Annotated in this window: 16 protein-coding genes and 7 pseudogenes; 9 read left to right on the plus strand and 14 right to left on the minus strand. The window is 68.7% G+C overall.

The window, feature by feature from the left end; all coding sequences use genetic code 11:
• Positions 1-17: 17 nt before the first annotated feature.
• Together OG395_RS07855 and gyrB are read right to left on the minus strand one after the other, a co-directional pair.
• On the minus strand, positions 18-671 hold the full coding sequence (locus OG395_RS07855) for a helix-turn-helix domain-containing protein (RefSeq protein WP_327242239.1): 654 nt from the start codon (positions 669-671) through the stop codon (positions 18-20).
• Positions 672-1,127: 456 nt separating this feature from the next.
• Complete coding sequence (gene gyrB, locus OG395_RS07860) at positions 1,128-3,110, minus strand: DNA topoisomerase (ATP-hydrolyzing) subunit B (RefSeq protein ID WP_327249271.1); 1,983 nt, start codon at positions 3,108-3,110, stop codon at positions 1,128-1,130.
• A gap of 647 nt (positions 3,111-3,757) precedes the next feature.
• On the opposite strand from gyrB, the pseudogene OG395_RS07865 reads away from it, so the two are divergent.
• Positions 3,758-4,036 (plus strand): annotated as a pseudogene (locus tag OG395_RS07865) (VOC family protein); the annotation flags it as partial.
• Positions 4,037-4,194: 158 nt separating this feature from the next.
• On the opposite strand, the gene OG395_RS07870 reads toward OG395_RS07865, so the two are convergent.
• The 6 genes from OG395_RS07870 to OG395_RS07895 form a co-directional block, all read right to left on the minus strand.
• On the minus strand, positions 4,195-4,608 hold the full coding sequence (locus tag OG395_RS07870) for a (R)-mandelonitrile lyase (RefSeq protein ID WP_327242240.1): 414 nt from the start codon (positions 4,606-4,608) through the stop codon (positions 4,195-4,197).
• Between the two features lie 48 nt (positions 4,609-4,656).
• A complete protein-coding gene (locus OG395_RS07875; RefSeq protein ID WP_327242241.1) occupies positions 4,657-4,977 on the minus strand; it encodes a carboxymuconolactone decarboxylase family protein in 321 nt (106 codons plus the stop codon).
• A gap of 64 nt (positions 4,978-5,041) precedes the next feature.
• On the minus strand, positions 5,042-5,809 hold the full coding sequence (locus tag OG395_RS07880; RefSeq protein WP_327242242.1) for a glucose 1-dehydrogenase: 768 nt from the start codon (positions 5,807-5,809) through the stop codon (positions 5,042-5,044).
• Positions 5,810-5,873: 64 nt separating this feature from the next.
• Entirely contained in the window at positions 5,874-6,425 is a 552-nt protein-coding gene (locus tag OG395_RS07885; RefSeq protein ID WP_327242243.1) for a cyclophilin-like fold protein, read from the minus strand.
• Positions 6,426-6,435: 10 nt separating this feature from the next.
• Positions 6,436-7,101 (minus strand): SDR family NAD(P)-dependent oxidoreductase, encoded by a 666-nt coding sequence (locus OG395_RS07890; RefSeq protein WP_327242244.1) that lies wholly within the window; start codon positions 7,099-7,101, stop codon positions 6,436-6,438.
• Positions 7,102-7,166: 65 nt separating this feature from the next.
• Positions 7,167-8,183 carry a zinc-dependent alcohol dehydrogenase family protein gene (locus tag OG395_RS07895; RefSeq protein WP_327242245.1) on the minus strand — a complete coding sequence of 339 codons (1,017 nt, stop codon included), beginning with the start codon at positions 8,181-8,183 and terminating at the stop codon, positions 7,167-7,169.
• A 234-nt stretch (positions 8,184-8,417) separates the two neighbouring features.
• Between OG395_RS07895 and OG395_RS07900 the strand changes: the two genes are divergently transcribed.
• Positions 8,418-9,311: a helix-turn-helix transcriptional regulator gene (locus tag OG395_RS07900; RefSeq protein WP_327242246.1), complete on the plus strand. Its 894-nt coding sequence runs from the start codon at positions 8,418-8,420 to the stop codon at positions 9,309-9,311.
• Positions 9,312-9,485: 174 nt separating this feature from the next.
• A pseudogene (locus tag OG395_RS07905) lies at positions 9,486-10,037 on the plus strand (flavoprotein); the annotation flags it as partial.
• On the opposite strand, the pseudogene OG395_RS07910 reads toward OG395_RS07905, so the two are convergent.
• The 3 genes and pseudogenes from OG395_RS07910 to OG395_RS07920 form a co-directional block, all read right to left on the minus strand.
• A pseudogene (locus OG395_RS07910) lies at positions 10,031-10,150 on the minus strand (IS5/IS1182 family transposase); the annotation flags it as partial. The pseudogenes OG395_RS07905 and OG395_RS07910 overlap by 7 nt on opposite strands.
• A gap of 33 nt (positions 10,151-10,183) precedes the next feature.
• Positions 10,184-12,289: a zinc ribbon domain-containing protein gene (locus OG395_RS07915; protein ID WP_327242247.1), complete on the minus strand. Its 2,106-nt coding sequence runs from the start codon at positions 12,287-12,289 to the stop codon at positions 10,184-10,186.
• A gap of 4 nt (positions 12,290-12,293) precedes the next feature.
• Positions 12,294-12,767 carry a recombinase family protein gene (locus OG395_RS07920; RefSeq protein ID WP_327242248.1) on the minus strand — a complete coding sequence of 158 codons (474 nt, stop codon included), beginning with the start codon at positions 12,765-12,767 and terminating at the stop codon, positions 12,294-12,296.
• A gap of 118 nt (positions 12,768-12,885) precedes the next feature.
• Between OG395_RS07920 and OG395_RS07925 the strand changes: the two are divergent.
• Positions 12,886-13,719, plus strand: a pseudogene (locus tag OG395_RS07925) (transposase); the annotation flags it as partial.
• Here OG395_RS07925 and OG395_RS07930 read toward each other — a convergent pair.
• Positions 13,720-13,908, minus strand: a pseudogene (locus OG395_RS07930) (helix-turn-helix domain-containing protein); the annotation flags it as partial. It abuts the pseudogene before it with no gap.
• Positions 13,909-13,956: 48 nt separating this feature from the next.
• On the opposite strand from OG395_RS07930, the pseudogene OG395_RS58185 reads away from it, so the two are divergent.
• Positions 13,957-14,231, plus strand: a pseudogene (locus tag OG395_RS58185) (hypothetical protein).
• 168 nt (positions 14,232-14,399) lie between these two features.
• A complete protein-coding gene (locus OG395_RS07940) occupies positions 14,400-15,611 on the plus strand; it encodes an IS4 family transposase (RefSeq protein WP_327249272.1) in 1,212 nt (403 codons plus the stop codon).
• 366 nt (positions 15,612-15,977) lie between these two features.
• On the opposite strand, the gene OG395_RS07945 is transcribed toward OG395_RS07940, so the two are convergent.
• Complete coding sequence (locus OG395_RS07945; protein ID WP_327242073.1) at positions 15,978-17,375, minus strand: IS1380 family transposase; 1,398 nt, start codon at positions 17,373-17,375, stop codon at positions 15,978-15,980.
• A gap of 420 nt (positions 17,376-17,795) precedes the next feature.
• Positions 17,796-19,223 carry an IS1182 family transposase gene (locus OG395_RS07950; protein ID WP_442818744.1) on the minus strand — a complete coding sequence of 476 codons (1,428 nt, stop codon included), beginning with the start codon at positions 19,221-19,223 and terminating at the stop codon, positions 17,796-17,798.
• A gap of 170 nt (positions 19,224-19,393) precedes the next feature.
• On the opposite strand from OG395_RS07950, the gene OG395_RS07955 reads away from it, so the two are divergent.
• From OG395_RS07955 to OG395_RS07965, 3 genes and pseudogenes are all read left to right on the plus strand, one after another.
• Positions 19,394-19,849 (plus strand): DinB family protein, encoded by a 456-nt coding sequence (locus tag OG395_RS07955; RefSeq protein ID WP_327249274.1) that lies wholly within the window; start codon positions 19,394-19,396, stop codon positions 19,847-19,849.
• Between the two features lie 117 nt (positions 19,850-19,966).
• Positions 19,967-20,814 (plus strand): annotated as a pseudogene (locus OG395_RS07960) (IS5 family transposase).
• A gap of 474 nt (positions 20,815-21,288) precedes the next feature.
• Positions 21,289-23,265, plus strand: a complete 1,977-nt coding sequence (locus OG395_RS07965) for a LamG-like jellyroll fold domain-containing protein (RefSeq protein WP_327242249.1) — start codon at positions 21,289-21,291, stop codon at positions 23,263-23,265.
• The last annotated feature ends 546 nt before the right edge of the window (positions 23,266-23,811 follow it).

The raw sequence follows: 23,811 nt of genomic DNA on the forward strand, positions 1-23,811 counted from the left end.
CTGGCCTGCTGGGCGGTTCATTGCGCGGTGGGATGGGCGGTGACGCCGGCGAGGTGGAGGCGCCGGGTGCCGTGCTCGATGACGACCAGGGCGTAGAGGCGCTTGAGTGACATGGTGTCGAGGTGGAGGATGTCGGCGGCGATGATGCTGTGGGCCTGGTCGGTGAGGAACTGGCGCCAGGTCGGCCCGGAGCGCTGCGGGGTGGGGTCGATGCCGGCGGCATGCAGGATCTCCCGGACTGTGGACGGGGCGATCGCGTAGCCCAGGCGGGCGAGTTCGCCCTGAATCCGGCGGTGGCCCCAGGTGCTGTTCTCGCGGGCCAGGCGCAGAATGAGCTGCTTGACGGCGGGCGCGGTGGAGGGTCGGCCGGGGCGGCGGCGTTGGGTGAACGCCCACTTGCGGGCGAGGAGTTGACGGTGCCAGGCCAGCAGTGTGGTGGGGGTGACCGCGAAGACCTGGCGCCAACGTTCGCGCGGGATCAGCCGGGAGAATGCGGCGAGCCAGATCCGGTCGGCGGGCTCGTAGCAGACCCGGGCGATCTGCCGGCGCAGCACCGCGTTCTCATGCCGGAGCGCGAGAACTTCCGCATCCTTGGCCATACGGCTGCGCAGTACGGCAGCGGGCACGGTGATCAGATTCCGGACGAGCGTGGCGACGACCGACAGCGACATCCGCAGATCGTCGCAGGCCAGTCGAGGCCTTGTCGCCAGGATCAGCAAACGTGCAGGCCGCAGCCGCGAAATCGTATTTTCGAGCGGGACAGGCTGGCAAGGCAGTCCCGGTTGCCGAGCCGCGTAGGGGGCGCTCCAGGGCGATGACGTCGATCGGGTCGCCGGGCTGCCGGTTGCCGCAGTAGCGGCTGGTCTCGTGCCGACCGCCGTCCCAAGAGCTGTGTGCATCAGGCCACGGCTGTCGGTGGACCCGATGTACATCCCAAGTCGCTTGCGAAGAGCCTCCAGCCCTTCGAGGACAAGCAGGTGCCGCGCGGTGCAGTCGAGGCCGTCGGCGGGCGGGGACGGGCGCAGGGCGGGGTGCTCACGCGTTCGCTCCAGGTGCGGAAGAAGAGGTGAGGCGACCGGGGTCCGCCGGTGCGGGCCCCGGTCCGGGAGGGTGTAGCTGGTGCCGGATCAGATGTCGAGGAAGCGAACGTCCTTGGCGTTGCGCTGGATGAAGGAGCGTCGGGCTTCGACGTCCTCACCCATCAACACGGAGAAGAGGTCGTCGGCCTGGGCGGCGTCGTCCAGGGTGACCTGGCCGAGCACGCGGTGGTCGACGTCCATCGTCGTGATGCGCAGCTCCTCGGCGTTCATCTCGCCGAGACCCTTGAAGCGCTGGATCGAGTCTTCCTTGATCCGCTTGCCGTTCTGCTTGCCGAGCTCGACCAGGGCGTCGCGCTCGCGGTCGGAGTACGCGTACTCGAAGTCGTCGCGGCCCCACTTGATCTTGTAGAGCGGCGGGCGGGAGAGGTACACGTGCCCCGCCTCGACCAGCGGCCGCATGAAGCGGAAGAGGAAGGTCAGCAGCAGGGTGTTGATGTGCTGGCCGTCGACGTCGGCGTCCGCCATCAGGATGATCTTGTGATAGCGGAGCTTCTCGATGTCGAAGTCCTCGTGCACGCCCGTGCCGAAGGCACTGATCAGCGCCTGGACCTCGGTGTTCTGGAGGATCTTGTCGATGCGGGCCTTCTCGACGTTCAGGATCTTGCCACGGATCGGCAGGATGGCCTGGTACATCGGGTTGCGACCGGACTTCGCCGAACCGCCGGCGGAGTCGCCCTCGACGATGAAGATCTCGCACTTCGTCGGGTCGTTGGACTGGCAGTCCGACAGCTTGCCCGGCAGCGACGCCGACTCCAGCAGGCCCTTGCGGCGGGTCAGGTCACGGGCCTTGCGGGCCGCGACGCGGGCCGTGGCCGCCTGGATCGACTTGCGGATGATGTCCGCGGCCTCGATCGGGTTGCGGTCGAACCAGTCGTTCAGGTGCTCGTGGACGACCTTCTGTACGAAGGTCTTGGCCTCGGTGTTGCCCAGCTTGGTCTTCGTCTGGCCCTCGAACTGCGGCTCGCCCAGCTTCACCGAGATGATCGCCGTCAGACCCTCGCGGATGTCCTCGCCGGCGAGGTTGTCGTCCTTCTCCCGCAGGAACTTCTTGTCCCGCGCGTACCGGTTGACCAGACCCGTCATCGCGGCGCGGAAGCCCTCTTCGTGGGTACCGCCCTCATGCGTGTGGATCGTGTTCGCGAAGGAGTACACGCTGTCGGAGAACTGGCTGTTCCACTGCATCGCGACTTCCACCGACAGAAGACGCTCGGTGTCCTCCGCCTCCAGTGAGATGACCGAGGGGTGCACCGGCTCGCCCTTGCGCGCGTTGAGGTACTTCACGAAGTCGACGATGCCGCCCTCGTAGAAGTAGGTGACCGTCCGCGCGGCCGGCTCGATCGCGTCCGCGTCCGGGTCGTCCGCGCCGACGGTCGCCTTGGCCGACTCGCGCTCGTCGGTCAGGGAGAGGGTCAGGCCCTTGTTGAGGAAGGCCATCTCCTGGAAGCGGCGCGAGAGAGTCTCGAAGGAGTACTCGGTCGTCTCGAAGATGTCCCCGTCGGCCCAGAACACCAGCGAGGTACCGGTGGTGGTGACCTCCTCGTGCTGCTTGAGCACCGTGGTCGGCACGCCCTTCTCGTAGTCCTGGCTCCAGCGGTGCCCGCCGTAGCGGACCTCCGCCTCCACCCGCGTGGACAGCGCGTTGACGACCGACATGCCCACGCCGTGCAGACCGCCGGAGACGGCGTAGCCGCCGCCACCGAACTTGCCGCCCGCGTGTAGCACCGTCAGGACGACCTCCAGCGCCGGCTTTCCCTGGGAGGGGACGATGTCGACCGGGATGCCGCGGCCGTTGTCGACGACGCGCACCCCGCCGTCGGCCAGGATCGTCACGTCGATGCGGTCCGCGTGCCCGGCCAGCGCCTCGTCGACCGAGTTGTCGACGATCTCGTAGACCAGATGGTGCAGACCCCGCTCGCCGGTCGAGCCGATGTACATGCCGGGCCGCTTGCGGACCGCCTCCAGGCCCTCCAGCACCTGGATGTCGCCACCGGTGTAAGACGCGTCTCCCACGTTGCCGGGGCCAGGCGCGGGCGCGGCGTTGTCGGCCGGAAGGTCGGAGGGAATGCCGGGATGAGTCACAGGGGCGCTCTCTTTTCTGGCACGACAAACCGCGCTCCCACCCGGGAGGTGGAAGCGGGCTGGCATCGGACAAAAGGGGTCGACAGCAGGGCCCGGCCGACCGGCCAAGCCCTACTCCGCAAGGTTCACCATAGAACCGAGAACTAGATTTAGCATACCCAACACGGCCTCCATTCATAGGGCAATAGGCCCTCCGAATGGCGCTTCAGCGGTGGATCGAAGGCGAAGATGATCCCCCCTACGCGCAGCACGCGCGAGGCTCTTAAAACGCCTCACGCGGCTTCTTCTGCTTCTGGGTCGACTGTCGTCAAAAAAGGCACCTGGGCGCGGCCGGGATTTGCCCCCTGTGGGCCCGCAAGGCCACCCGTGGGAAGTGCAGGACCCAGCCCGAGGGTCCAGGACCTCGGCTCGCCCACCGCGCCCCGCACGCGGCGTCCGTAACGCTCCGCCAGCGGCGCCGAATCGGAGTCCCCGACGGCCCCGAGGCTCGTGTGGCCCGGCATGCGTCAGGGTTCCCCCAGAGATAGAGAGGCGTGGGGGAACCCAACCGTCCCCGTCCTTCGCCCACCACTCCAGAGATGGTGGCCCGGCGTCCTCCCCGCGAGCATCCGGGGGAAGCACGGTGTGTGCGAAGCCCGCACGAATCAACAGCTGTGCACATTGAGGCGGCCCCACCCGGCCGAACCGCCGCATACGGGCCGCCTCTACACCAGGAGACCATCGTGAACTGGACACTCGAAGTCGTCCGCGCCCCCGTCGCCGACCTGGACCGAGCCAAGGAGTTCTACGCCGACCGGCTGGGCTTCGAGGTCGACACCGACATCCAGATGACGCCCGACGTGCACGTCGTCCAGATCACCCCGCCCGGATCACGCTGCTCGCTCTGTCCCCACCGGTCCGAGTCAGTTCTAACATGGTCCGATCGTTGCTCGATACGTGCGAGTCCAGTTGAGGGTATGACTGCGCCCCTTCCCTGGGTCTCGCACGTCGCCGACCGTCGCACTCTGCCTCAGCGTCAGCGGGTGACGGCGGCGAGCGCCGCGGCGTACTCCTCGTCGGTCACTGGTTCCAGCCACGTGGTGCCGTCGCCGTCGGCATCGCCGACGACCATGGCGATGTGCGCCATGAGGGTGGTGTCGGTGCCTCCGTGCCAGTGCTCCTCTTCGGGCGGGCACTTGACGGTCTGCCCGGCGCTGACCCGTACGACATGGCCGTCGCGGGTGCCGACGAGGCCGACGCCGTCGGTGATGTAGAGGGTCTGGCCGTTGGCGTGGGAGTGCCAGTTGGTGCGGGCGCCGGGGGTGAAGCGGACCAGGGCGGTCGCCAGCCGGGCCGGTTCCGCTGGGGTCTCGATCATGTTGAGGTAGACCTCGCCGGTGAAGCGCTCGGCGGGGGCCTTGACGGTCGGAGTCTGCGTGATGTGTTCCACGAAAGGTGTTCCTTGCTGTGCGGGTGTGGAGGAAGCGGTGGGCCGGTGTCAGGCGCCGCGCTCGTCGGCGAGCTTCTTGAGCAGGCTGATCGCGGTCATGGCGTTGGGCCAGCCCGCGTAGAAGGCGAGGTGGGTGATGGCCTCGGAGAGCTCCTCGACGCTCAGGCCGTTCTCCAGTGCCACGCCGAGGTGGTACGGCAGTTGCTCGCTGCGGTAGAGGGCGGCCAGGACGCTGACGGTCACCAGGCTACGGTCGCGTGGTGAGAGCCCGGGACGCTCCCAGACGTCGCCGAAGAGCACCCCGTTGGTGACCTCGACGAGCTTGGGCGCGATCACCTCCAGCTCCTTCGGGGCGGACCGCTTGGGCATGTTGTCACTCCTTGATGTGCATCAGGGCAGCTTCCGCAGGGGAAGCCGCTCACTGTCTCTGTGGTTACCGGGCGACGTAGCCGCCGTCGACGGGCAGGGCGACGCCGATGACGAAGCCGGCACCGGGGCTGCACAGCCACAGGACGGCCTGCGCGATCTCGTCTGCGGTGCCGAGACGGTTGATGGGCTGATTCGCTTCGGCCTCTGCGCGGTCGAGTTCTCCCTTGGCGATCATGTCGCTGACCATGGGGGTGTCGATGGTGCCGGGGCAGATCGCGTTGATGCGGATGCCGCGTGGGGCGTACTCCAGGGCGGCGCTGCCGGTCAGGCCGATCACGCCGTGCTTGGAGGCGTGGTAGGAGGCGCGGCCGGGGATGCCGACGAGGCCGCCGAGGGAGGAGCAGTTGACGATCGCGCCGCTGCCCTGGTCGCGCATGTGACGCAGCTCGTGCTTCATGCTCGCCCAGATGCCGCGCAGGTTGATGGCGTGGACACGGTCGAACACCTCGGCCGCTTCCTCGGCGGCATCGGCAGGCGGGATCTGGATGCCGGCGTTGTTGTAGGCCATGTCCAGGCGGCCGAAGGTCTCCACCGTGCGGTCGACGGCAGCGGCGACCTGGGACTCGTCGGTGACGTCGCAGGTGAGCGCGATCGCTCGGTGACCTTCGTTGGTGAGCTGCTGTGCCGCCGCGTCCAGGGCGGCTTCGTCGATGTCGGCGAGGCCGACTGCGGCACCGGCTTCGGCGAAGGCGCGGGCAGTGGCCAGGCCCATGCCGGAGGAAGCTCCGGTGACGAAGGCGACCTGACCGGTGAAGTCGTACGTGGGGTTCAACGGGGCTTTCCCCTTTCGGTGCGGTGTGGACACAGCGGTACGCCGAGCAGGTGTGACGGCCGGTTCAGGTCAGGGACTTGATGGTGACGCGGTCGGCGGTGGCCAGCCGGTCGATGTCCTGGCTGTCGTCGAGGTGCCCGAGAACGACCAGGCCCGGGGACGCCTCGCCGTCGCGGTAGAAGAGGGCCAGGTTGCGCCAGGGCGCGTAGTGGGCCAGGTCCCCTGCCCGAGGGGTGGGCGCGACCGGTGCGCCGGAGGTGCCCAGTTTTCTCGGGAGGTCGGCGACCCTCTCGGTCCGGTGGAAGTCCTCCAGCTCGAGGGAGAGCGGGAGCAGCGCGGCGAAGTCCTGGGCGGCAGGGCTTTCGTTCAGCGTGGCTCGGACCGGGTGTCCGTCGAGGGTGAGCTGGATACGCATGACGCTGCTCCTGTCGTACGGTGTGGCGGGCTGGGTGCTGGTTGTCCGGGAGCGCTCGGAGGAGGCCGCCGGGGAGGAGGGGCCGGTGGTCTGCCCGCTGCCGGAGCAGGCGGTCAGGGCCAGCAGTCCCACGACCGCCGAGATCGCCGGAAGGGCCGGCCGGAGCCGCACGTCCGGATGGGACACCCGAAACATGTCCATCGCCTTTCCGTCACTCGGGCATCGGCTCGGCGTAATGGCGGAAGCCGTCGCGCTCGGCATGCAGGGCGTACAGGCGCTCGGCCAGCACCTCGGGGCTGCTCTGTTCGGCGTCGGGCCGGATCGCTCCGGGGACGATCAGTTGCGCGGCGTGGATGTTCTCGGCGGCGAGCGCATCGTGGAGCATGCGGGCGTAGGCGCTTTCGGCGGCGAACGCGATCGAGGTACCGGCCCGCTGGGGGTGCGGGCGGACAGCGCTGCCGCCGTTGACGAAGAGAAGGGTGCCGCGCCCCAGGGCCCGCATGCCGGGCAGGACCGCGTTCACACAGGTGATCGGCCCCTTCAGGGAGAAGGCGAGCGGATCCTCCAGGTCGTCGGCGGTGGTGTCGAGGACCGGTTTCATGAAGTCGGCGCGCGGCACCGGGCTGTACTGCAGGATCTCGACCGGCCCGAGCGCCTCGGCCGCGTCCTGGAGGGCGCCGGTGAGCGCGGCCGGGTCCAGGACGTCCGCGGGGAATCCTCGGGCCCAGATGCCGTCGCGGCGGAGCTCATCCGTCAGGTGCTCGAGGTGTTCGGCGCTGCGGGCGATCAAGGCGACGCCGTGGCCGGCGGTGCCGAAGCGGCGGGCGGTGGCCAGTCCGAGGCCGGGACCGGCACCGACGAGAACGTACGTGGTCATGCTGGGGTCCTCCTCAAGCGGGCCGGGCCGGGCGTCCGGCCCCGTGGAAACGGGAACGTGCGGGGTCAGGGCTTGAGAAGTGCCTTGATGGCGCGGCGTTCGTCCATCGCCTGGTATCCCTCCGCGACCTGGTCCAGGGGAAGGGTGAGGTCGAAGACCTTGCCCGGGTCGATCCGGCCGGTCACGACGCGGTCGATGAGGTCGGGAAGGTAGCGGCGCACGGGGGCGGGGCCGCCCCGCAGGCCGACGTGGGAGAAGAACAGTTCCTGCCCGTCAATGGCGACCTCGTGGGGGACGCCGACGAAGCCGACGCTGCCGCCGGGCCGGGCGGAGTGTAGTGCCTGCTGCATGGCCTGCGCAGTGCCCACGCACTCAAGCACGCTGTCGGCGCCGATGCCGCCGGTGAGTTCCTTGATCCGGGCGATGCCCTCATCGCCGCGTTCGGTGACGATGTCGGTGGCGCCGAACTCGCGGGCCAGCTTCTGCCGGGACTCGTGGCGGCTCATTGCGATGATTCGCTCCGCACCCATCTCCTTCGCCGCGATCACGGCGGACAGTCCGACGGCGCCGTCCCCGACGACCACGACGGTCGAGCCAGGCCGCACCTCGGCGGCGTCGGCGGCCCACCAGCCGGTCCCCATCACGTCGGAGACGGCCAGCAGGCTCGGCCACACTTCCTCGGCCGGCACCTCGTCGGTGGCGACCAGGGTGCCCTGGGCGTTGGGGATGCGGACATAGTCGGCCTGGCAGGTGCTCATAAACTCGCGATGCAGACAGTTCGACTGGAAGCCGTTCCTGCAGTTCGCGCAGGTGTTGTCCGAGGTCGCGAACGATCCGACCACAAACTGCCCCGGCTCCACGGCCGTGACCTCGGAACCGACCTCCTCGACGAAACCGACATACTCGTGCCCCATCGGATGCGGGTCACCGATCGGCTCCAGACCGCGCCAGGCCCACAGGTCGGAGCCGCACACGCAGGTGGCGGCCGTACGGATGATCGCATCCGTGGGGTGGAGGATCTTCGGGTCGTCCAGCGTCTCGAAGCGGACGTCACCGGGGGCGTGGATCACTGCGCCGCGCATGAGGGGTTCCTTTGCGTACGTGGTCCGGACCGCTGTTGCGGTCCGCGTGGTACCGGCCCCGAGCCGCGAGGTACCGCACACCAGGGTCGGGCGGTCTCCTCCCCGCCGACGGACGGCCGGGGAAAAGCACCACGTCCTCCAGGTAACTGCCATTCATCGTGGGCAGCCAGTCACCGTCGATGGGTGTACTGGCAGTACATCCCTCCCGCGGCCCGCTGCACGTACGGTCGAAGGGTGGACAACCATCAGGAGGTCCGCGAGTTCCTCACCTCGCGGCGAGCCAAGATCACCCCCGAGCAGGCCGGACTGCCCTCCGGGGCCCGGCGCCGTGTCCCCGGCCTGCGCCGCAGCGAGGTCGCAGCCCTGGCCGACATGAGCGTGGAGTACTACGCCAAGCTCGAACGCGGCAACCTCGCCGGCGTCTCCCCCGCCGTCCTCGAAGCCGTCGCCCGCGCCCTGAGGCTCGACGACGCCGAACGGGCCCACCTCCTCCGCCTGGCCCAGGCCGCCGACGGCTCCGACGCCCTCACCCGCCCCCGGCGCCGACGCCCCGCCCGCCAGTGGACCCCGCACCCCAGCCTGCAGTGGACCCTCGACGCGATCACCGCCGGGCCCGCGTTCGTCCGCAACGGCCGCATGGACATCCTCGCCGCCAACGCGCTCGCCCGCGCCTTCTACGGCGACGTCTACGCCACCGCCCACAACCAGGCGAACCTGGCCCGCTTCACCTTCCTGGACCCCGTCTCCCGCCCCTTCTACCCCGACTGGGACCTCGCCGCCGACGTCACCGTTGCGATCCTGCGCACCGAGGCCGGCCGCAACCCCCACGACAAGGATCTCCACGACCTCGTCGGCGAACTGTCCACCCGCAGCGATGAGTTCCGCACCCGCTGGGGCGCCCACAACGTCCGTCACCACGGCACCGGCACCAAGCGCTTCCATCACCACGCCGTCGGCGACCTCACCCTCGCTTTCGAGGGGCTGGAGATGGCGGCCGAACCGGGCCTCACCCTCACGATCTACACCGCCGAACCCGGCTCACCCTCCGAAGAGGGTCTGCGCCTGCTCGCTTCGTGGGCCGCGACACAGGACGCCCTCACTCCCGCCCGCCGCCCGCAGGAGACGTGAGCTCACCACCGCGCTTGGCACCCGCTCCGGGGGGAGGATGGTCGGGCCCGTTGCCGCCGGCCCAGACCATCTGGCGCCCTTCGAGACTGAAGACCTGATCCAGGCTTGCCGACGGTGTGGCCGGCGAGCCGAACGGCCGGTCGGGTCGTCGCCGTCGATCTTCGGTCCGACACTGCGGACGACCACGGACGCGCCGACGCCGTCACCGGCTTCCGCACCGACACCATCGAACACGACGCCGACGGCCGCCTGGTCCTGGTCGGCGAGGACGGCCGCCAACTCGATCCGGTCGACGAGGTCATCGTCCTCACCGGCTTCCGCCCCGACCTCACCTTCCTCGACGAACTCCGCCTCGGTCTCGACGAGCGCCTCCAGGCCCCGACCGCGCTCGCCCCGCTGATCGACCCGAACCAGCACTCCTGCGGCACCGTCTACCCCCACGGCGAGGGCGAGCTCTCCCACCCGGAGAAGGACGTCTACCTCGTCGGCATGAAGTCCTACGGCCGTGCGCCGACCTTCCTGGCCATGACCGGCTACGAGCAGGTCCGCTCCATCGCGGCCGCCCTCGCCGGCGACCGTGAGGCCGCCGAACGAGTCGAACTCACCCTGCCCGAGACCGGTGTCTGCGGCGGCGCGGGCCTCTTCGACCAGCCCGCCGCCGAGGAGACCAACAGCAGCTGCTGCGCGGCCCCCGCCGCTTTGACCATCGGCGCGACGACCCAGTAGACACGCGAGGCGGCGTTGTCGGGCCGGTGGTCGTATTCGCGGGCCAGTCGCCGGTGCAGCATCAACGTGCCGTTGACCTGCTCGACCACCCACCTTTTCGGCTGTGGGACGAAGCGTCTCTAGAACTCTGTGTGTGCCTGTGAGATTCAGGCTTTTCGGGCGCGGCGTGGCCGTGTGCGGTTGCCGTCCGGTGGTCCGATCCTCGGGGTGAGGGGGTGGACCTCGGTGGCGTGCAGGTGGTGGAAGCCGGTCCGCTCGGCGGCGCGGGTGCGCCGCCGACAGGTTCTGCGTGAGAGCCGCCTGCGTCCGGGTAGAGGGTCTTCTTCCGGCCGGACGCGGGCGGGTACTCCATGACCTGGCACCGGCCCGGTGGGGGTGGGTGTCTGGGTGTCATGCCCCGCCGGACGCTGAACCACCCCGGTGGGGGTGGTGGCGGGGACCGTACGCACATCGGGCATACGGCGGGAAGTCTTCGGGCCCGGGGCCTGCCCTGCGGCAGCGTGCCGGGTGCCTCGGCCACCAGGGCCGGTGGGCCTGCTGGGGGTGGGGCGGCCCTTGCCCGGGGTGGTGTTGGTTCCGCGTAGCCGGGGTGGGGCCTGCTCCGCTTGGCGTTGGCGGCGCATGCGGTGGGTGGTCTTCTTCGGGCGGCGGACCAGGGCCACGGTGCCGTCCACGGTGGTGCGGATGGTGCGGGTGTGGGTGGTGGGGTCGGTGGTGGTGGTGTGGGTCTGGGCGAGCAGGCCGCGGGAGACGATCCGGCGGGCGGCGGCATGGTCGCGGTCCATGGACAGCCCGCACCCGGTGCAGTGCGCCCATCTCCAGCCGCGTTCGGCCAGCCGGTCGGGGGCGGGGTGGTGGGTCAGGGCGCCCAGGCAGCCGGGGCACAGCCTGGAGGTGCCGCGGGCCGGGACGGTGACCACCGCGATGCCCGCCTTCGCGGCCAGGTGCCGCATCGCCTGGGCCACGGTGCCGCGCACCTGCCCGGACAGGCGGGCATTGCCGCGCCGGTGGCCACGGGCTTCGAGGGTGGCGAGGTCTTCGAGGTAGACGACGCTCGCGCCGAGCGCTACGGCCTGGTCGACGGCCCAGCGGGCCGCCGACCAGGCCAGCGCGTCGTTCAAGTGCCGGATCCGGGCACACACCCGCCCGTGCTCGACCTCCAGCACCCGGGCCCGATCAAGGTGCTCACCCCAGGCCAGGTGCGGGGAGCCCAGCCCGTCCGCGAGGGCCCGCTGGTGATCGCGTTTGGCCGCGAGGTGCTCACGCACACCGCGCAACCGGTGCAGGGCGGCACTGACCGTCGTGGCGTCGAAGATCAGCGGACGCCCGTCGGTGAGAACCCGCCGGGTCTGTCCTTTGCCGGTCAGGCGGCCGAGCGTGCCGGTGAGCAGGGTGCCCACACCCCAGTCGAAGCCGAGTGCCACAGTATGCCCGCTCGCCTTGGTGGCCGGGGCGGGCCGGGAGTGCGGCAGATCCACCGCGATCCTCCCGGCCCGAGTGGGGCGCAGGGTGGGGGTGTGCAGCACCGAGTCCACCCCGACGGTGCCGGGCAGGCGGATGTCGATCACGTGCCAGGCCCAGTCACGGCCCGAGGCGGGAGCCGCACACAGCGGAAGCTTGAGACGCAAACGGGCGGTGGTCTCGTCCACCCTGGCCAGGGTGACCTGCTGGCGGTCCATCGCGGCAAGCAGCACCAACTCGCCGACCTGCGGCGGTCCCTCCAGTACGCACAACCCGGTAGGCAGCTTCCCGTGCTCGGCCGCATACGCACGGATCTGGCGGGTGCGGTTACGGATTTCGGCACCCGCCACCCCGGCGGGCAGCAGCTTGCGCAGCGCGGCCCACTCCGCCTCGGTACGCCGACGGGGATCACCGGGCCAGGTGGCCAGGATCGCGGTCACGATGGTGCGCCGGCGCAGGGCCAGACGCAGAGCCCGGGCCGCGTACTCCTCGGCACCGCGGCGCACCCGGTCCGACACATACACCCCGGCCGGGGGCGTGACGTCCTGCCGCCAGTCCAGGCGGCGCATCGCCATCCACCCCTTGGACGGCAGGTCCTCGCCCCGCTCGTCCACCCCGGCAGCCAGCACGTCCAGCGAGTCCTCGTCCCACCGCGAAGCCACCAGAGCACCGGTCAGCGACTGACTCAACCGGGCCCAAAACCCCACCCGTTCGAACAGCAAGCCCTGCCCGACCCGCTCACCACTGCCCTCCAGGACACCACGGAAGGCCGTACACGAAGCCGTCGCCATCAACCTAGCCACGACGTTCACCCGCAACTTCGGCTTCGGCTATGGCTTCGGGGGCAGGGTGCTCCACGCGGCCCTCGGCCTCGGCCAGAAGCCGCCGACGCGCCGCGCGTGAGCGCATCCCGTACATACGGCCGGCGAAGGTGGCTACCAACGACATGAAGTCGTCCAGCAGCTCCTCCATCCCCCCGGCCGCCCCCTTGGCATGCAACACCTCGACGGTGACGTGGTGATGGGCCAGAACCTGTGTCAACCAGCCCGCACCGAAACGGGCCAGCCGGTCGCCGTGCGTGACCCGCACATGAGTGAACTCACCCGCCGCGGCCCGCTTCAACAGCCGGTCAAGCCCCGGCCGCGACTCCCGCAGTCCCGAGGCCCGGTCCTTGAAGACCGCGACCACCACCCCTGAAGCCGAGGCCCGCAGCTCGGCCTCCTGCGCGGCCAGCGACGACTCCTGCCCGCTGGTGCCCGAGACCCGCACATAAAGGGCTCTCCTGTCGGATCCGTGGGTCGCTGACCAGGGCTGATACGCAGAACACGCCGTACCCGGGGTACGTTTCGACTGCTTAAGGAACGAAACGGAAGAACCTGGATACGGCGTGCGAAGTACAAGGATATGGACTCGGCTGCTCGATGTCGAAAAGACGGTGATCGAGCAGGTCGAGGCCGAAGAGGAAGGCTCCGGCGAGGATGCCGACGGCAGTGTGGTGATCGTTGTCCATGCCCGTCCGGTCAAGGGGCGGCGGCAGAGGTGCGGGATCTGTGGGCGCAGGGCGGCGAAGTACGACGCCGGTGAGGGGCGGCGTCGCTGGCGGGCCCTGGACATCGGCGTGCTCACGGCTTTCATCGAGGCCGACGCGCCCCGGGTGTCGTGTCCGGTGCACGGGGTGACGGTGGCTGGGGTGCCCTGGGCCCGGCACGGCGCCGGTCACACCCTGGCTTTCGACGCGCAGGTCGCCTGGCTGGCGACCTGCTGTTCCAAGACGGCCGTCACGCAGCTGATGCGGATTGGGTGGCGCACGGTCGGCTCCATCGTTGCCCGGGTCTGGGCGGATGCCGAGGCGCAGACCGACCGGCTGGCCGGGCTCCGTCGGATCGGGATCGACGAGATCAGTTACAAGAAGCGCCACAAGTACCTCACCGTCGTCGTCGACCACGATTCCGGGCGTCTGCTGTGGGCCGAACCCGGCCGGGACAAGGCCACCTTGAACAAGTTCTTCGACCTGCTGGGACCCGAACGCTCCGCGAAGATCACGCACGTTTCGGCCGATGCGGCGGACTGGGTCGCCGGCCCGGTCTCCGCGCACTGCCCGAACGCGGTGCGGGTGATGGACCCCTTCCACACGGTGAAGTGGGCCACCGACGCGCTGGACGTCGTACGCCGCGAGGTCTGGAACACCGAACGCAAGGGCAAGGGCCGGACCACCAAGGCATGCCCGGATCTCCTTGAGCTGCACCGACTGCTGCCCGTACCGGACCGTCGTCTTCGAGGCGTGCCGGTAGGCGTCACGACGCTCTTGCAACGCGCCGTTGTAGAGCGAGCAGTGATCGCGCAGCATCTCACCGAGCGCTTGTTCCTGCCGGGCGGTGGGCCGCATGAGGAACTTGTACGCACGGATCATTCAGCCCACCCCTCCGACTCGAATCGACCTTAACCGTAACATTGGTTCATGTCACCACGTTGGGAACCAAACCCCGACGTACGGCGCGGCCGTCACGTCGTCCACCACCTGCACGCGCATTTGGTGTTCGTCACCAGGTACCGGCGGACCGTCTTCAACGACGAGATACTGACACGCTGCGAAGAGAGGAGTTCACCGGCCACGTCAACCAGGCCATCATGCACGGCCGCTTCTGGTCCGGCTCCTACTTCGCGGGGTCATGCGCCGGCGCACCCCTCCACGTGGTCAAGGACTGCATCGAGAACCAGAAGCGGCCCGACTGAGCGCGGCTCCGCGGGCGAGGCATTCCGGAGCGAAACTGCGGCGCTCCGCGCCGCAGGGTTCAGGATCGGATTCCCTCCCCGCCTGAAGGCGGGGATTCCCTCCGAAGAAGAGGGATGGGACTTAGCCTCAATACCGTTCAGTTAAGAGCTTCTGGGTTATTGTGGGGGATGCCGCGTTCTGGTTGGGTGAAGCCGTCTTCTGATGTCCGGTTGTCGGATTTGGTGTCTGTGGGGTTGCTGACGCGGGTGTTTCCCGCGGATGTGGTTGACGCGGTGATCGAGGAGGCGGGGCGTACTGAGCGGCGTCACCGGTCCTTGCCCGCGCGGGTGATGGCGTACTTCTCGATGGGGATGGCGCTGTATTCGGATGGCTCCTACGAGGATGTGTTCGCGCAGCTCACGGATGGGCTGTCGTGGGCGTCGGGGTGGTCGGAGTCGTTCACGCCGCCCTCGAAGTCGGCGATCTTCCAGGCCAGGGCTCGTCTGGGGTTCGAGCCGGTGCGGGATCTCTTCGCGCGGGTCGCGCGTCCGCTGGCGGGGCCGGACACGCCGGGGTCGTGGCTGGCCGGGCGTCGTCTGGTGGCGATCGACGGGACGTGCCTGGACGTGGCAGACACGGCAGCCAACGCAGAATTCTTCGGGCGCACCGCTTCCAGCCGGGGGGAGCAGTCCGCGTTTCCGCAGGCCCGCCTGGTGGCATTGGCGGAATGCGGCACCCATGCCGTCTTCGACGCTGCCACCGGCCCGTGCAGCGTGTCGGAGATCGAGTTGTCCCGGCAGCTCGCCGGTCGGCTGGAGCAGGACCAACTGGTCCTGGCCGACCGGGGCTTCTACGGGTTCCGTCTGTGGCAGCAGGCCGCCGCCACGGGCGCGGATCTGCTCTGGCGAGTGAAAACGAACCTGCGGCCCCGGCATCTGGAAACACTGGCCGATGGATCCTGGCTGGCCCGGATAGTCCCGACGTCGGGCACGAACCGGGCCACGACAGAGCCGCTCACAGTCAGAGTGATCGACTACACGGTCGATGACGGCCGGGACAACCCCGAGGAATACCGGCTGCTGACCACGATCCTCGACCCGGCCGACGTCGGCGCCGAAGACCTCGCAGCCGCCTATGCCCAACGATGGGAGATCGAGACAACCTTCGACGAACTGAAGACCCATCAACGCGGGCCCCGCGCGGTACTGCGCTCGAAAGCCCCCGACCTCGTCCAGCAAGAAATCTGGGGACACCTGTGCTGCCACTACGCCATCCGTACCCTGATGGCCGACACCGCCGCGCACACCGGCCAGGACCCCGACAGAGTCTCCTTCGTCAAGGCCCTCCGCATCGCCCGCCGTTCAGTCGCGCAGGGCGCATTTTCCCCCTCCGGGCGCTGACACGGCCGACGCAGCATGGCGTCACGCCATCCGATGGCTCACCCAACACCTCAACCCACCCCGCCGAAAACGCTCACACCCGCGAGTCGTCAAACGCAAGGTCCTGAAATGGGCCGCGAAACGCTCCCACCACGCACACTGGCCCCAGCCCAAACACAGCCCCCACATCACCATCCGAGTCCACTAACTGAACGGTATTGGACTTAGCCTGAATCCACCGGCTTGGATTGAAAAGGATCTTCTAACGGTTTTCTGAGCTGGTGCCGGGTCGGTGCTCGGTTTGGGGCAGGTGGTATCTGCTGGTCTGCCCAGCTTTTCCACGGGTTCGGTTCCGGTCGGGCCTTGAGGGCGGGGTGGACAGGGGTGTCAGATCAGTCCCGGTGGGCCGTGCGTGATGGCGAACATATGCGTCCAGGCTTGCTGCCAGGGCCAGTTGTGGGGCAGGTGCAGGGTGATGCGCCGTGCTGAGCGGGCGATCCGGGCCGGGACGTGGACCAGGTGGGCCCGGAGCGTGGCGGTGGTCGCCTTCGCGTGGAAGGCCGAGGTGTGTGCTCCGACGGCCCGCAGCAGGTTGTAAGCCATCGCCCACAAGATGAGCCAGGCCGAGTTGGCGTGGAAGTGCCCGGAGGGCAGGTGGGCCAGAGCTCCGGCTTTGCTGTCCGCGATGACCTGTTCCACCACCGCGTGGTGGCGGTGTTCTCGTTCGGCCTGGAGTGTCCCGGCGGGGTTGTCGGTGAAGAAGGGGTGGTAGCGCCAGACGGGAAACAGCTCGCCCTGTTCTCCCACGACGGTGGGTTTGGCCAGGTCACGGACCCGGCGCACGATCAGCCGGGCCGTGACGCGCTCACTCTTGTTGCGGCTGGCGAACGCGGTGTATGCGGGTATCTCGGCGACCTCGGCGTCCGAGATGAGATCACCGGTGTCTGGATTTTCCACCGCGTTCGGGTAACTGATCTTCTGCCATGCCTGGTTGGGGATGCTGAGGACGGCCCGTTTGATGGACGGGTTCATGCCGGTGGTGATGGAGAAGCGGGCTCCGGCCCGGCGGCAGGCTGCGATCACACCGGCGTTGTAGAACTGTGAGTCCGCCCGCAGGATCCGCATGCCGGTGCAGCCCGCCTCGGCGGCGGTGGCCAGGGCCTCGCTCACGAATTTCGGGGCGCCTCGGGAGTCTGCTGCCTTGCCGCGTCGCATCCGGACCGCGGCGATCACCGGCCGGGAGTGCGGGGTGCAGATCGTGGCGAGCAACGGGTGCAGAGTGCGGATGCCCTTGAACCGGCCGTACTCCGCGCCCTGCTTGGCCCGCCCGTAAACCCGTTTATGAGTGGAGTCGACGTCGATGAACGCCATCACACCGGCGCCCGGCAGCAGCGGCGTGTGTGCGGCCAGCGCGCCGAGGAACCTGCGATGCACGGCGTGGAGCTGGAGAGCATGACCGTGGGTGAACGCGCGCAGGAACGTGCCCAGCGTGGACGGGGCACGGATACCGTCGAACACGGCCGGCATCGCACCGTGCCGCAGCAGGCGAAGGTCGTCGATGCTGTCCGCGCCTGCGGCCATACCGCCCACGATGCTGGTGACCTTGGCGTCCGCCGCCGCACCCGCGCCGTTGCCCGCCCCGGGCAGCTTCACCTTCTCGGCCACCAGGCGCGAAAGACCGCACCGCTCGGCCAGCCGCATCACCGGGACCAGCCCCGCATACGCGATCAGATTCCGGTCATCGAACGCAGCGGAGACCGCCGCCGGGGTGTGGGAAACTTTCATCTACGAGGTGCCTTGCTGATAGTGCGTGATGGTGGTGTGGTAACTCCCATCTTCGCAGGTCAGCAGGCACCTCTCTTCATTTCTCTATCCACAGGACCCGGGACAGCCGGTGGATTCAGGCTTAGACCGACCGGCAATAGGCGCCCGGGAGGCGACGGGGGCAGCAGAACGGCCACGGTCCACGGACCTGCCATTTCGCCTGCTTGAACCCTCCAAGATGGCGGTGCAGGGTGGATCCATGACATGGACAGCACCACCGGTCGAGCGCACCAAGCAGCTAGGAGCGTGTCCCGGTAACGGGCAATCGGCTGGTGATCGTGACGGTGAGATCGGTGGTTGCTCGCTGGGTGCCTGCTGAGGCGGGTGGCCTGGTTATGTCGGCTTGGGGATCGGCCTGAAGGGGGCCGTTGACCGGGCTGGTCAGCTGATCGCCGCGGCGAGTCCTGCGGTTCCGGCGTGTCGGAAGATCTTGCGGAGGTTGTGGCAGGCGGCCAACAGTCGCCACTCGCCGCGGGCTCCGTCCTCACCGCGCAGGAGGAGTTGGCGGCCGTTCTGGCAGGTCATGATCTGGCCGAAGACGGGTTCGACGATGGCTTTGCGGCGGCTGTAGGCGGCCTTGCCGGGCTTGGTCCGCAGTTTGCGGGCCATGCGCTCCTTGAGGGTGGCGCTGGCAGGGATGCGTCCGCGGGGCGCGGGCGGGACCTGTTCGTCGTGGCCGAGTCGGCCGGTGGCCATGAACGTGTCGGTGCCGCAGGCGAGTTGGCGCTCTTGGGCGGCTTCCAGGTTGGTTTCGGAGCAGTAGCCGGCGTCGACGAGGGCCTGCTTGGGGTGGACGCCGGTGTTCTGCGCGGACTGGTCGAGCATCGGGGTGTAGTTCAGCGCGTCCGAGGCGTTGGTAGTGATGTCGGCGGCCGTGATGACCTGGTGCTTTTCATCGACGACAGCTTGGGCGTTGTAGGCCTGGATGTAGGCGCCGTCGCTGTTCTTCATGATCCGCGAGTCGGGGTCGGTGAAGTTGGCCTGGGCCTTGGGCTTGGGCCGGACCTTCGCGGCGGCCTTCTGCCCGGCGTCGGTGACGGCCCGTTCGTCGCTGGTCCCGGCGCGCTCCTGACGGCGGCGTTCCTTGTCCTCGGCGTGGCGGCGGGCCTTGTCGGCAGCCTCGGCCTCGATCTGCGCGCGGGCGGCCTGCAGCCTGGCCAGGCGCTTCTCACGCCGGTCCAGCTCGGCAGGCAGGTCGGCCTCTTTGCCGTCCACGCCGAACCGGGCATCTTCGGTGGTATCGACTGCTTCGGCGTCGTCCAGCAGGGACCGGGCCGCGGCCTCCAGGGCGGCGATCTCGGCTTCGATCTGCTCTTCCTTGCCGATCAGGCGGCCGTAGCTCATCGCCTTGTGTTTGGAGGCGCTGGCCTCCAGCTTGGTGCCGTCCAGCGCGACGCGGCCCATCTTGACCATGTCCAGCTTCCGCGCCAGGTGCAGCGACTGCAGGAACAGGCCGGCGAGCGCGTCCAGGTGGCGGCGGCGGAACCGGGCGATCGAGCGGAAGTCCGGAGTCTGGTCGGCGGCCAGGAACCGGAACGCGACGTCATCGACACACTTACGCGTGATCGCCCGCGAGGAGCGCACCCCGGTGGTGTAGCCGTAGATCAGCAGCCGCACCATCAGCCGCGGGTCGTAGGGCGGGTAGCCGCGCTTTTCGGTGTAGTCGGCCAGGATCGGCGACAGGTCGAGCACCTCGTCGACCAGGTCGGCGACGAACCGGGCCAGGTGGTCCTCCGGCAGCCAGTCCTCCAGCGACGGCGGCAGCAGCAGGACCTGGTGCGGGTCGAACGCCCGGAACGTCTTGTCCACCGCCGCGGGACGACCCTGCGGCTGCTTCTTCTCACCCGGCTCGATCTCGAACAGCCCATCCCGATCACGCATACCGTGATCATCCCGCACGAATGATCACGAACCGCAGGCGGGGTGCGGGTTACTGGGACACGCTCCTAGGCGACCTGGGTACCGTAACTGAGCGTCACATGTTGGAGGGTTGGCTGAGCTGGCACCGGGAAACGTTGCTGGCCAAGTGTGCCGGGCTTGAGCCGGCCCAATTGGCGCAGACGACCGTAGAGCCGTCGAACCTCACCCTCCTTGGCTTGGTCCGGCACATGGCGGAGGTAGAGCGATGGTGGTTCCGGCGAAGCTTCGCAGGCGAGGCTATCGGCGATGTCTTCACCGGCCCGTCAGATGGCAATGAGGGACTCGACGGAGTTCACGCAGCCGATGCGGAGAGAGACTTCGGATTGTTCCAGACCGAGGTCAAAGCGTGCGACGCGGCGGCGGCCAGGCACGACCTCGACGAGACCTTCATGTCCTCTCGCGGAGTTTCCCTCAGCCTGCGCTGGGTCTACGTGTTGATGATCCAGGAGTACGCCCGCCACAACGGCCACGCCGACTTTCTGCGGGAGCGGACCGACGGGGCAACGGGTGACTGAGTTTCTTTCTCAGACCGGCCCGGCAGCAGGTGCCCGCGAGATGGGATGAGCATCAGAACGGGCACGGGCCTACGTGATCATGGAGTTCTCTACCCTCAGTGATCACGAAGGACGGCCGTGCCCGCACTGCCGTCTTGCCTGCTCGAACCCCCCTGGAACCAGTTCGTGGCGCTCCTGCCCGCTCGGGAGGAGTTCGCCGCGGGCCACCCGCTTGGCTGCCACCGCCGCCATGTCCCCGACCGGACGGTGTTCGAGCATGTGGTGCTCGCTTTGGTCCACGGCTCGGGCTACGAACGGGTTTCCAGCCCCGGATGTTCTGACCGGACCATCCGTCGACGTGTCAAAGAGTGGGCTGAGCAGGGGATGAAGTGGTGCACGTTCTCGCTCTGGAGGCGTACGACCGGATGATCGGCCTGGAACTGTCCGAGATATCCGTGGACGGTTGCATCACCAAGGCCCCGTGTGGTGGCCAGAGTGCGGGCCGGTCCCCGGTGGACCGCGGGAAGCGGGGCCTGAACCGCTCGGTCGCCACTGATGCCCGCGGCGTCCCGCTCGGCCTGGTCGCGGCGGGAGCCAACCGCCATGACTCGCCCCTGTTCGGACCGACTCTCCACGCAGTAATGGTCCAGGTCGGGCCACTGCCGGAGGACGTGAACGTTAATCTCGACCGGGGCTATGACAGCAACACGTCCCGCGCTCTGCTCCGGGAGTTGGGCTTCACCGGTGAGATCGCCCGTAAGGGCGTGCCCGCCCCGATCCAGGCCGGCAAGCGGTGGGTCGTGGAACGAACGCACTCGTGGATGAACAGCTACGGCAAGCTACGACGCTGCACCGAGAAGAGCAGCACCGTCGTCGAGTTCTACCTCCACCTGGCCGCAGCACTCGTCACTCTCCGCATGCTGATCCGCCACGCCACCATTCACTATCGCTGGGATCAGCGCCCCACCACACGCCGCCTCAAGTAATCCATTTGCCGGTCGGTCTTAACGCCCTCCCAGAGTGCAAGCGAGTGTGACAGAGCGTCATATGCTCGCCGTCGCTCGCTGTTGCCCGGTAGCAGCATCGGCTTCGGAGTGAGGTCACCACCGGGCCGGCGCAGCCTGTGAAGGTACGACCTGACCTCGACGACATGGTCCCAGCCATCAACGCTCAGCGCGGGCTCGGAGCCGGTCACGTCAAAGACGGCATCGACGTCCCCAGCCCTGCTCACGCCGGCCGCACCCCTTGTCGCGCCACAGGAGACGGGGCCACACCTCCCCCGGGACTCCCCCGGACGCCCCGTGCCCGGACTACATGGATTCCGTGAAATGCCTGGTGCGAGCTGCTTTTTCCGGATGCAGGCGATTCATGGAACGTTCTCCGCTCGTTGGCCGATCCCCCGTACGGTGCGACTCGCTCGCTCCGGCCGAACAGTCGCCGCAGGGGCCTGTGGAGGATAGATGTGCAACCATGATCAGCATGACGCCGATGACCTGTCGGCCGGCGGGGCGGCCGGCCGCAGCCGTAGGTCGTTCCTGCAGACGACCGGGCTCGCGGGCATAGGGGCCGCGGCCCTCACGGCAGGAAGCGCGGCGCCCGCGTTCGCCGCCGCGCCGGCCACGTCCGGCCCGGCCTCCGGCAACCCGGCCGCGCGGCAGCGCGGGCGATGGAGGCCGGACACCGAGAGCCGTCAGTTCACGGTGGCTGTGATGCCCGACACTCAGTTCCTGTTCTTCGGCGACAGCATCAAGCCCGAGCCCCTGCAGGCGTCGTTCCAGTACATCCTGGACAACGCGAACGCGGAGGGCGACAACATCGTCTTCATGGCGCACCTCGGCGACCTGACCGAGAACGGCACGGCCGCCGAATTCGCCCACATGGACCAGGTCTTCGACATGCTGGACCGCGGCGGCGCCGCCTACAGCGTGGTCGCGGGAAACCACGACGTCCGGGGTGACGACCAGCGCGGCAGCACCCCGTACCTCCAGACCCTGGGCCCGCAGCGGTTCAAGAAGTCGCCGTCGTTCCGCGGCGCGTCGCCGGACGGCTACAACACCTACCACGTCTTCCGCGCGGCCGACCACGAGTGGCTGCTGCTGGCGATGGACTGGCGGCCGTCTGCGGCCGGCTTCGCCTGGGCGAACAAGGTCATCAAGGACCACCCTCACATGCCGGTGATCCTGACGACGCACGAGATCGCCAACGCGAACTACACCGACGACGTGTACCCCGAGGATTACGGGAACCCGGACGACGACGCCGTGCTGAGCAACTTCGGCCACAAGATGTGGGACGAGCTGATCAAGGACAACGACCAGATCTTCCTCACGCTCAACGGGCACTACTGGCCGCCCGCGCGCACCACGATGAAGAACACGACCGACAACGATGTCCATGTCCACATCACCAACTACCAGAACCGCTACTACGGCGGCGCGGCGATGATCCGCCTGTACCACTTCGACCTCGACCGGAACACAATCGACGTCGAGACCATGGCGCCGTGGATCCTGGACCAGAAGTCCGCCGAACGGAACGTGCTCGCCGGACAGATGGCCCGCCTGACCTCGCCCGTGGACTACTTCTCGGTGGCGATCGACTTCGAGCAGCGCTTCTCGGGCTTCATTCCCGTCCCGGTGCGGCCCGCGCGATCCGCGCAGCGCATGATCGTGCCCGGTACGCTCGCGTACTGGCGCTTCGACCAGGGCGGCAAGCCTGGTTCGGCGTTCGCCTCCGGCCAGCGGATCCCGGACCTGTCCGGCCACGGCAACGACCTCAGCACGCTGGTGACCGTGCCGGGTTCCGCGGGCGACGCGCTGGTCTGGTCCGACGACCACCACCCCGACCAGCCCGGCCACGGGAGCCTGCTCTTCTCCGGCGGCAAGAACCCGCTGCACGGCGCCTACTTGACGACCGGCGACAAGGCCCCGCTCAACTCCGAGACTTTCAAGCAGGGTTACACCTTCGAGGCGTTCGTGAAGGTCCCCACCACGTGGTCGTCCGACGACAACTCGTGGATGGCCCTGCTCAGCCGCTGGGGCGAGGCCGGCCAGGCCGGCAAGTCCACGGGCAACACGGACCCGGATGAGCCCATCGTCACCCTCAGCCTCTCCAGCGGACGCGAACCCCAGTGGGCCGTCTATCCGACGAACCTCACGGAGGGATCCACAAACTGGGGCCACGCCCTCCCGGAGGACGCCTGGTGGCACCTCGCCGTCGTCAACGACGGCCGCCGCACCGTCATGTACGTCGAGGGCTGCGAGACGGTCGACAACCCCTCGACCGTAGCCATCGGCCTGACCACTCTCAACCTGCCCTGGTTGCTGGGCGGTTACGAGTACGGCGGCAGCATCGACCAGATCTTCCACGGCTGGATCGGCGACGTCCGCATCGTCAACCGCCCGCTCAAGGTCAGCGAGTTCATGATCGGCAAGTAACCACATCCTCCGGCTCCCCCGGCCACTCCGGCCGGGTCCGCGGCCCGGGACACGTCCCGCCCCCTCCGCGACCCGGCCGACTCCGGTGGCGAACAAGCCCTGGGCTTTCAGGCGCAGCCCAGCCAGCAGATGCACGATCTCGGCGTAGTCCAGCACAGCGACGAGATCCTCACCCGGGCACGCCCGGCCCTGATCCGCGCCACCCCGGAGCAGACGGCGGTCGCGCCGCACACACGGCAGAGGGGCGTCGCCGGATCGGCCGGAGCATTCAGCCGGGCGGCAGCAGAGCTGGGCTTGTACGTTCGACGGTGAGTGCTCTGACAAGACTGCGCTCGCCCCTGGCCCCGCGGCTCATCACCCAGACGCGGGATCAGGGGCCCGGCCGCGCAGGGCGCGGCGCTGAAGTTCGTTGAGGTCCATGTCTCAGCCTTTCCGTATGCGCCCCGCGTAACCTCTGGGCTGTGATCGTGCTGTCACGCAGCAGGCAGGGTCGATGGAGTGCGGGTCGGGAGCCATCCGTGATTGCGCAGGGTCGGGACTCGCACG

This window comes from Streptomyces sp. NBC_01320 (assembly GCF_035974375.1).
Taxonomy (GTDB): domain Bacteria; phylum Actinomycetota; class Actinomycetes; order Streptomycetales; family Streptomycetaceae; genus Streptomyces; species Streptomyces yanii.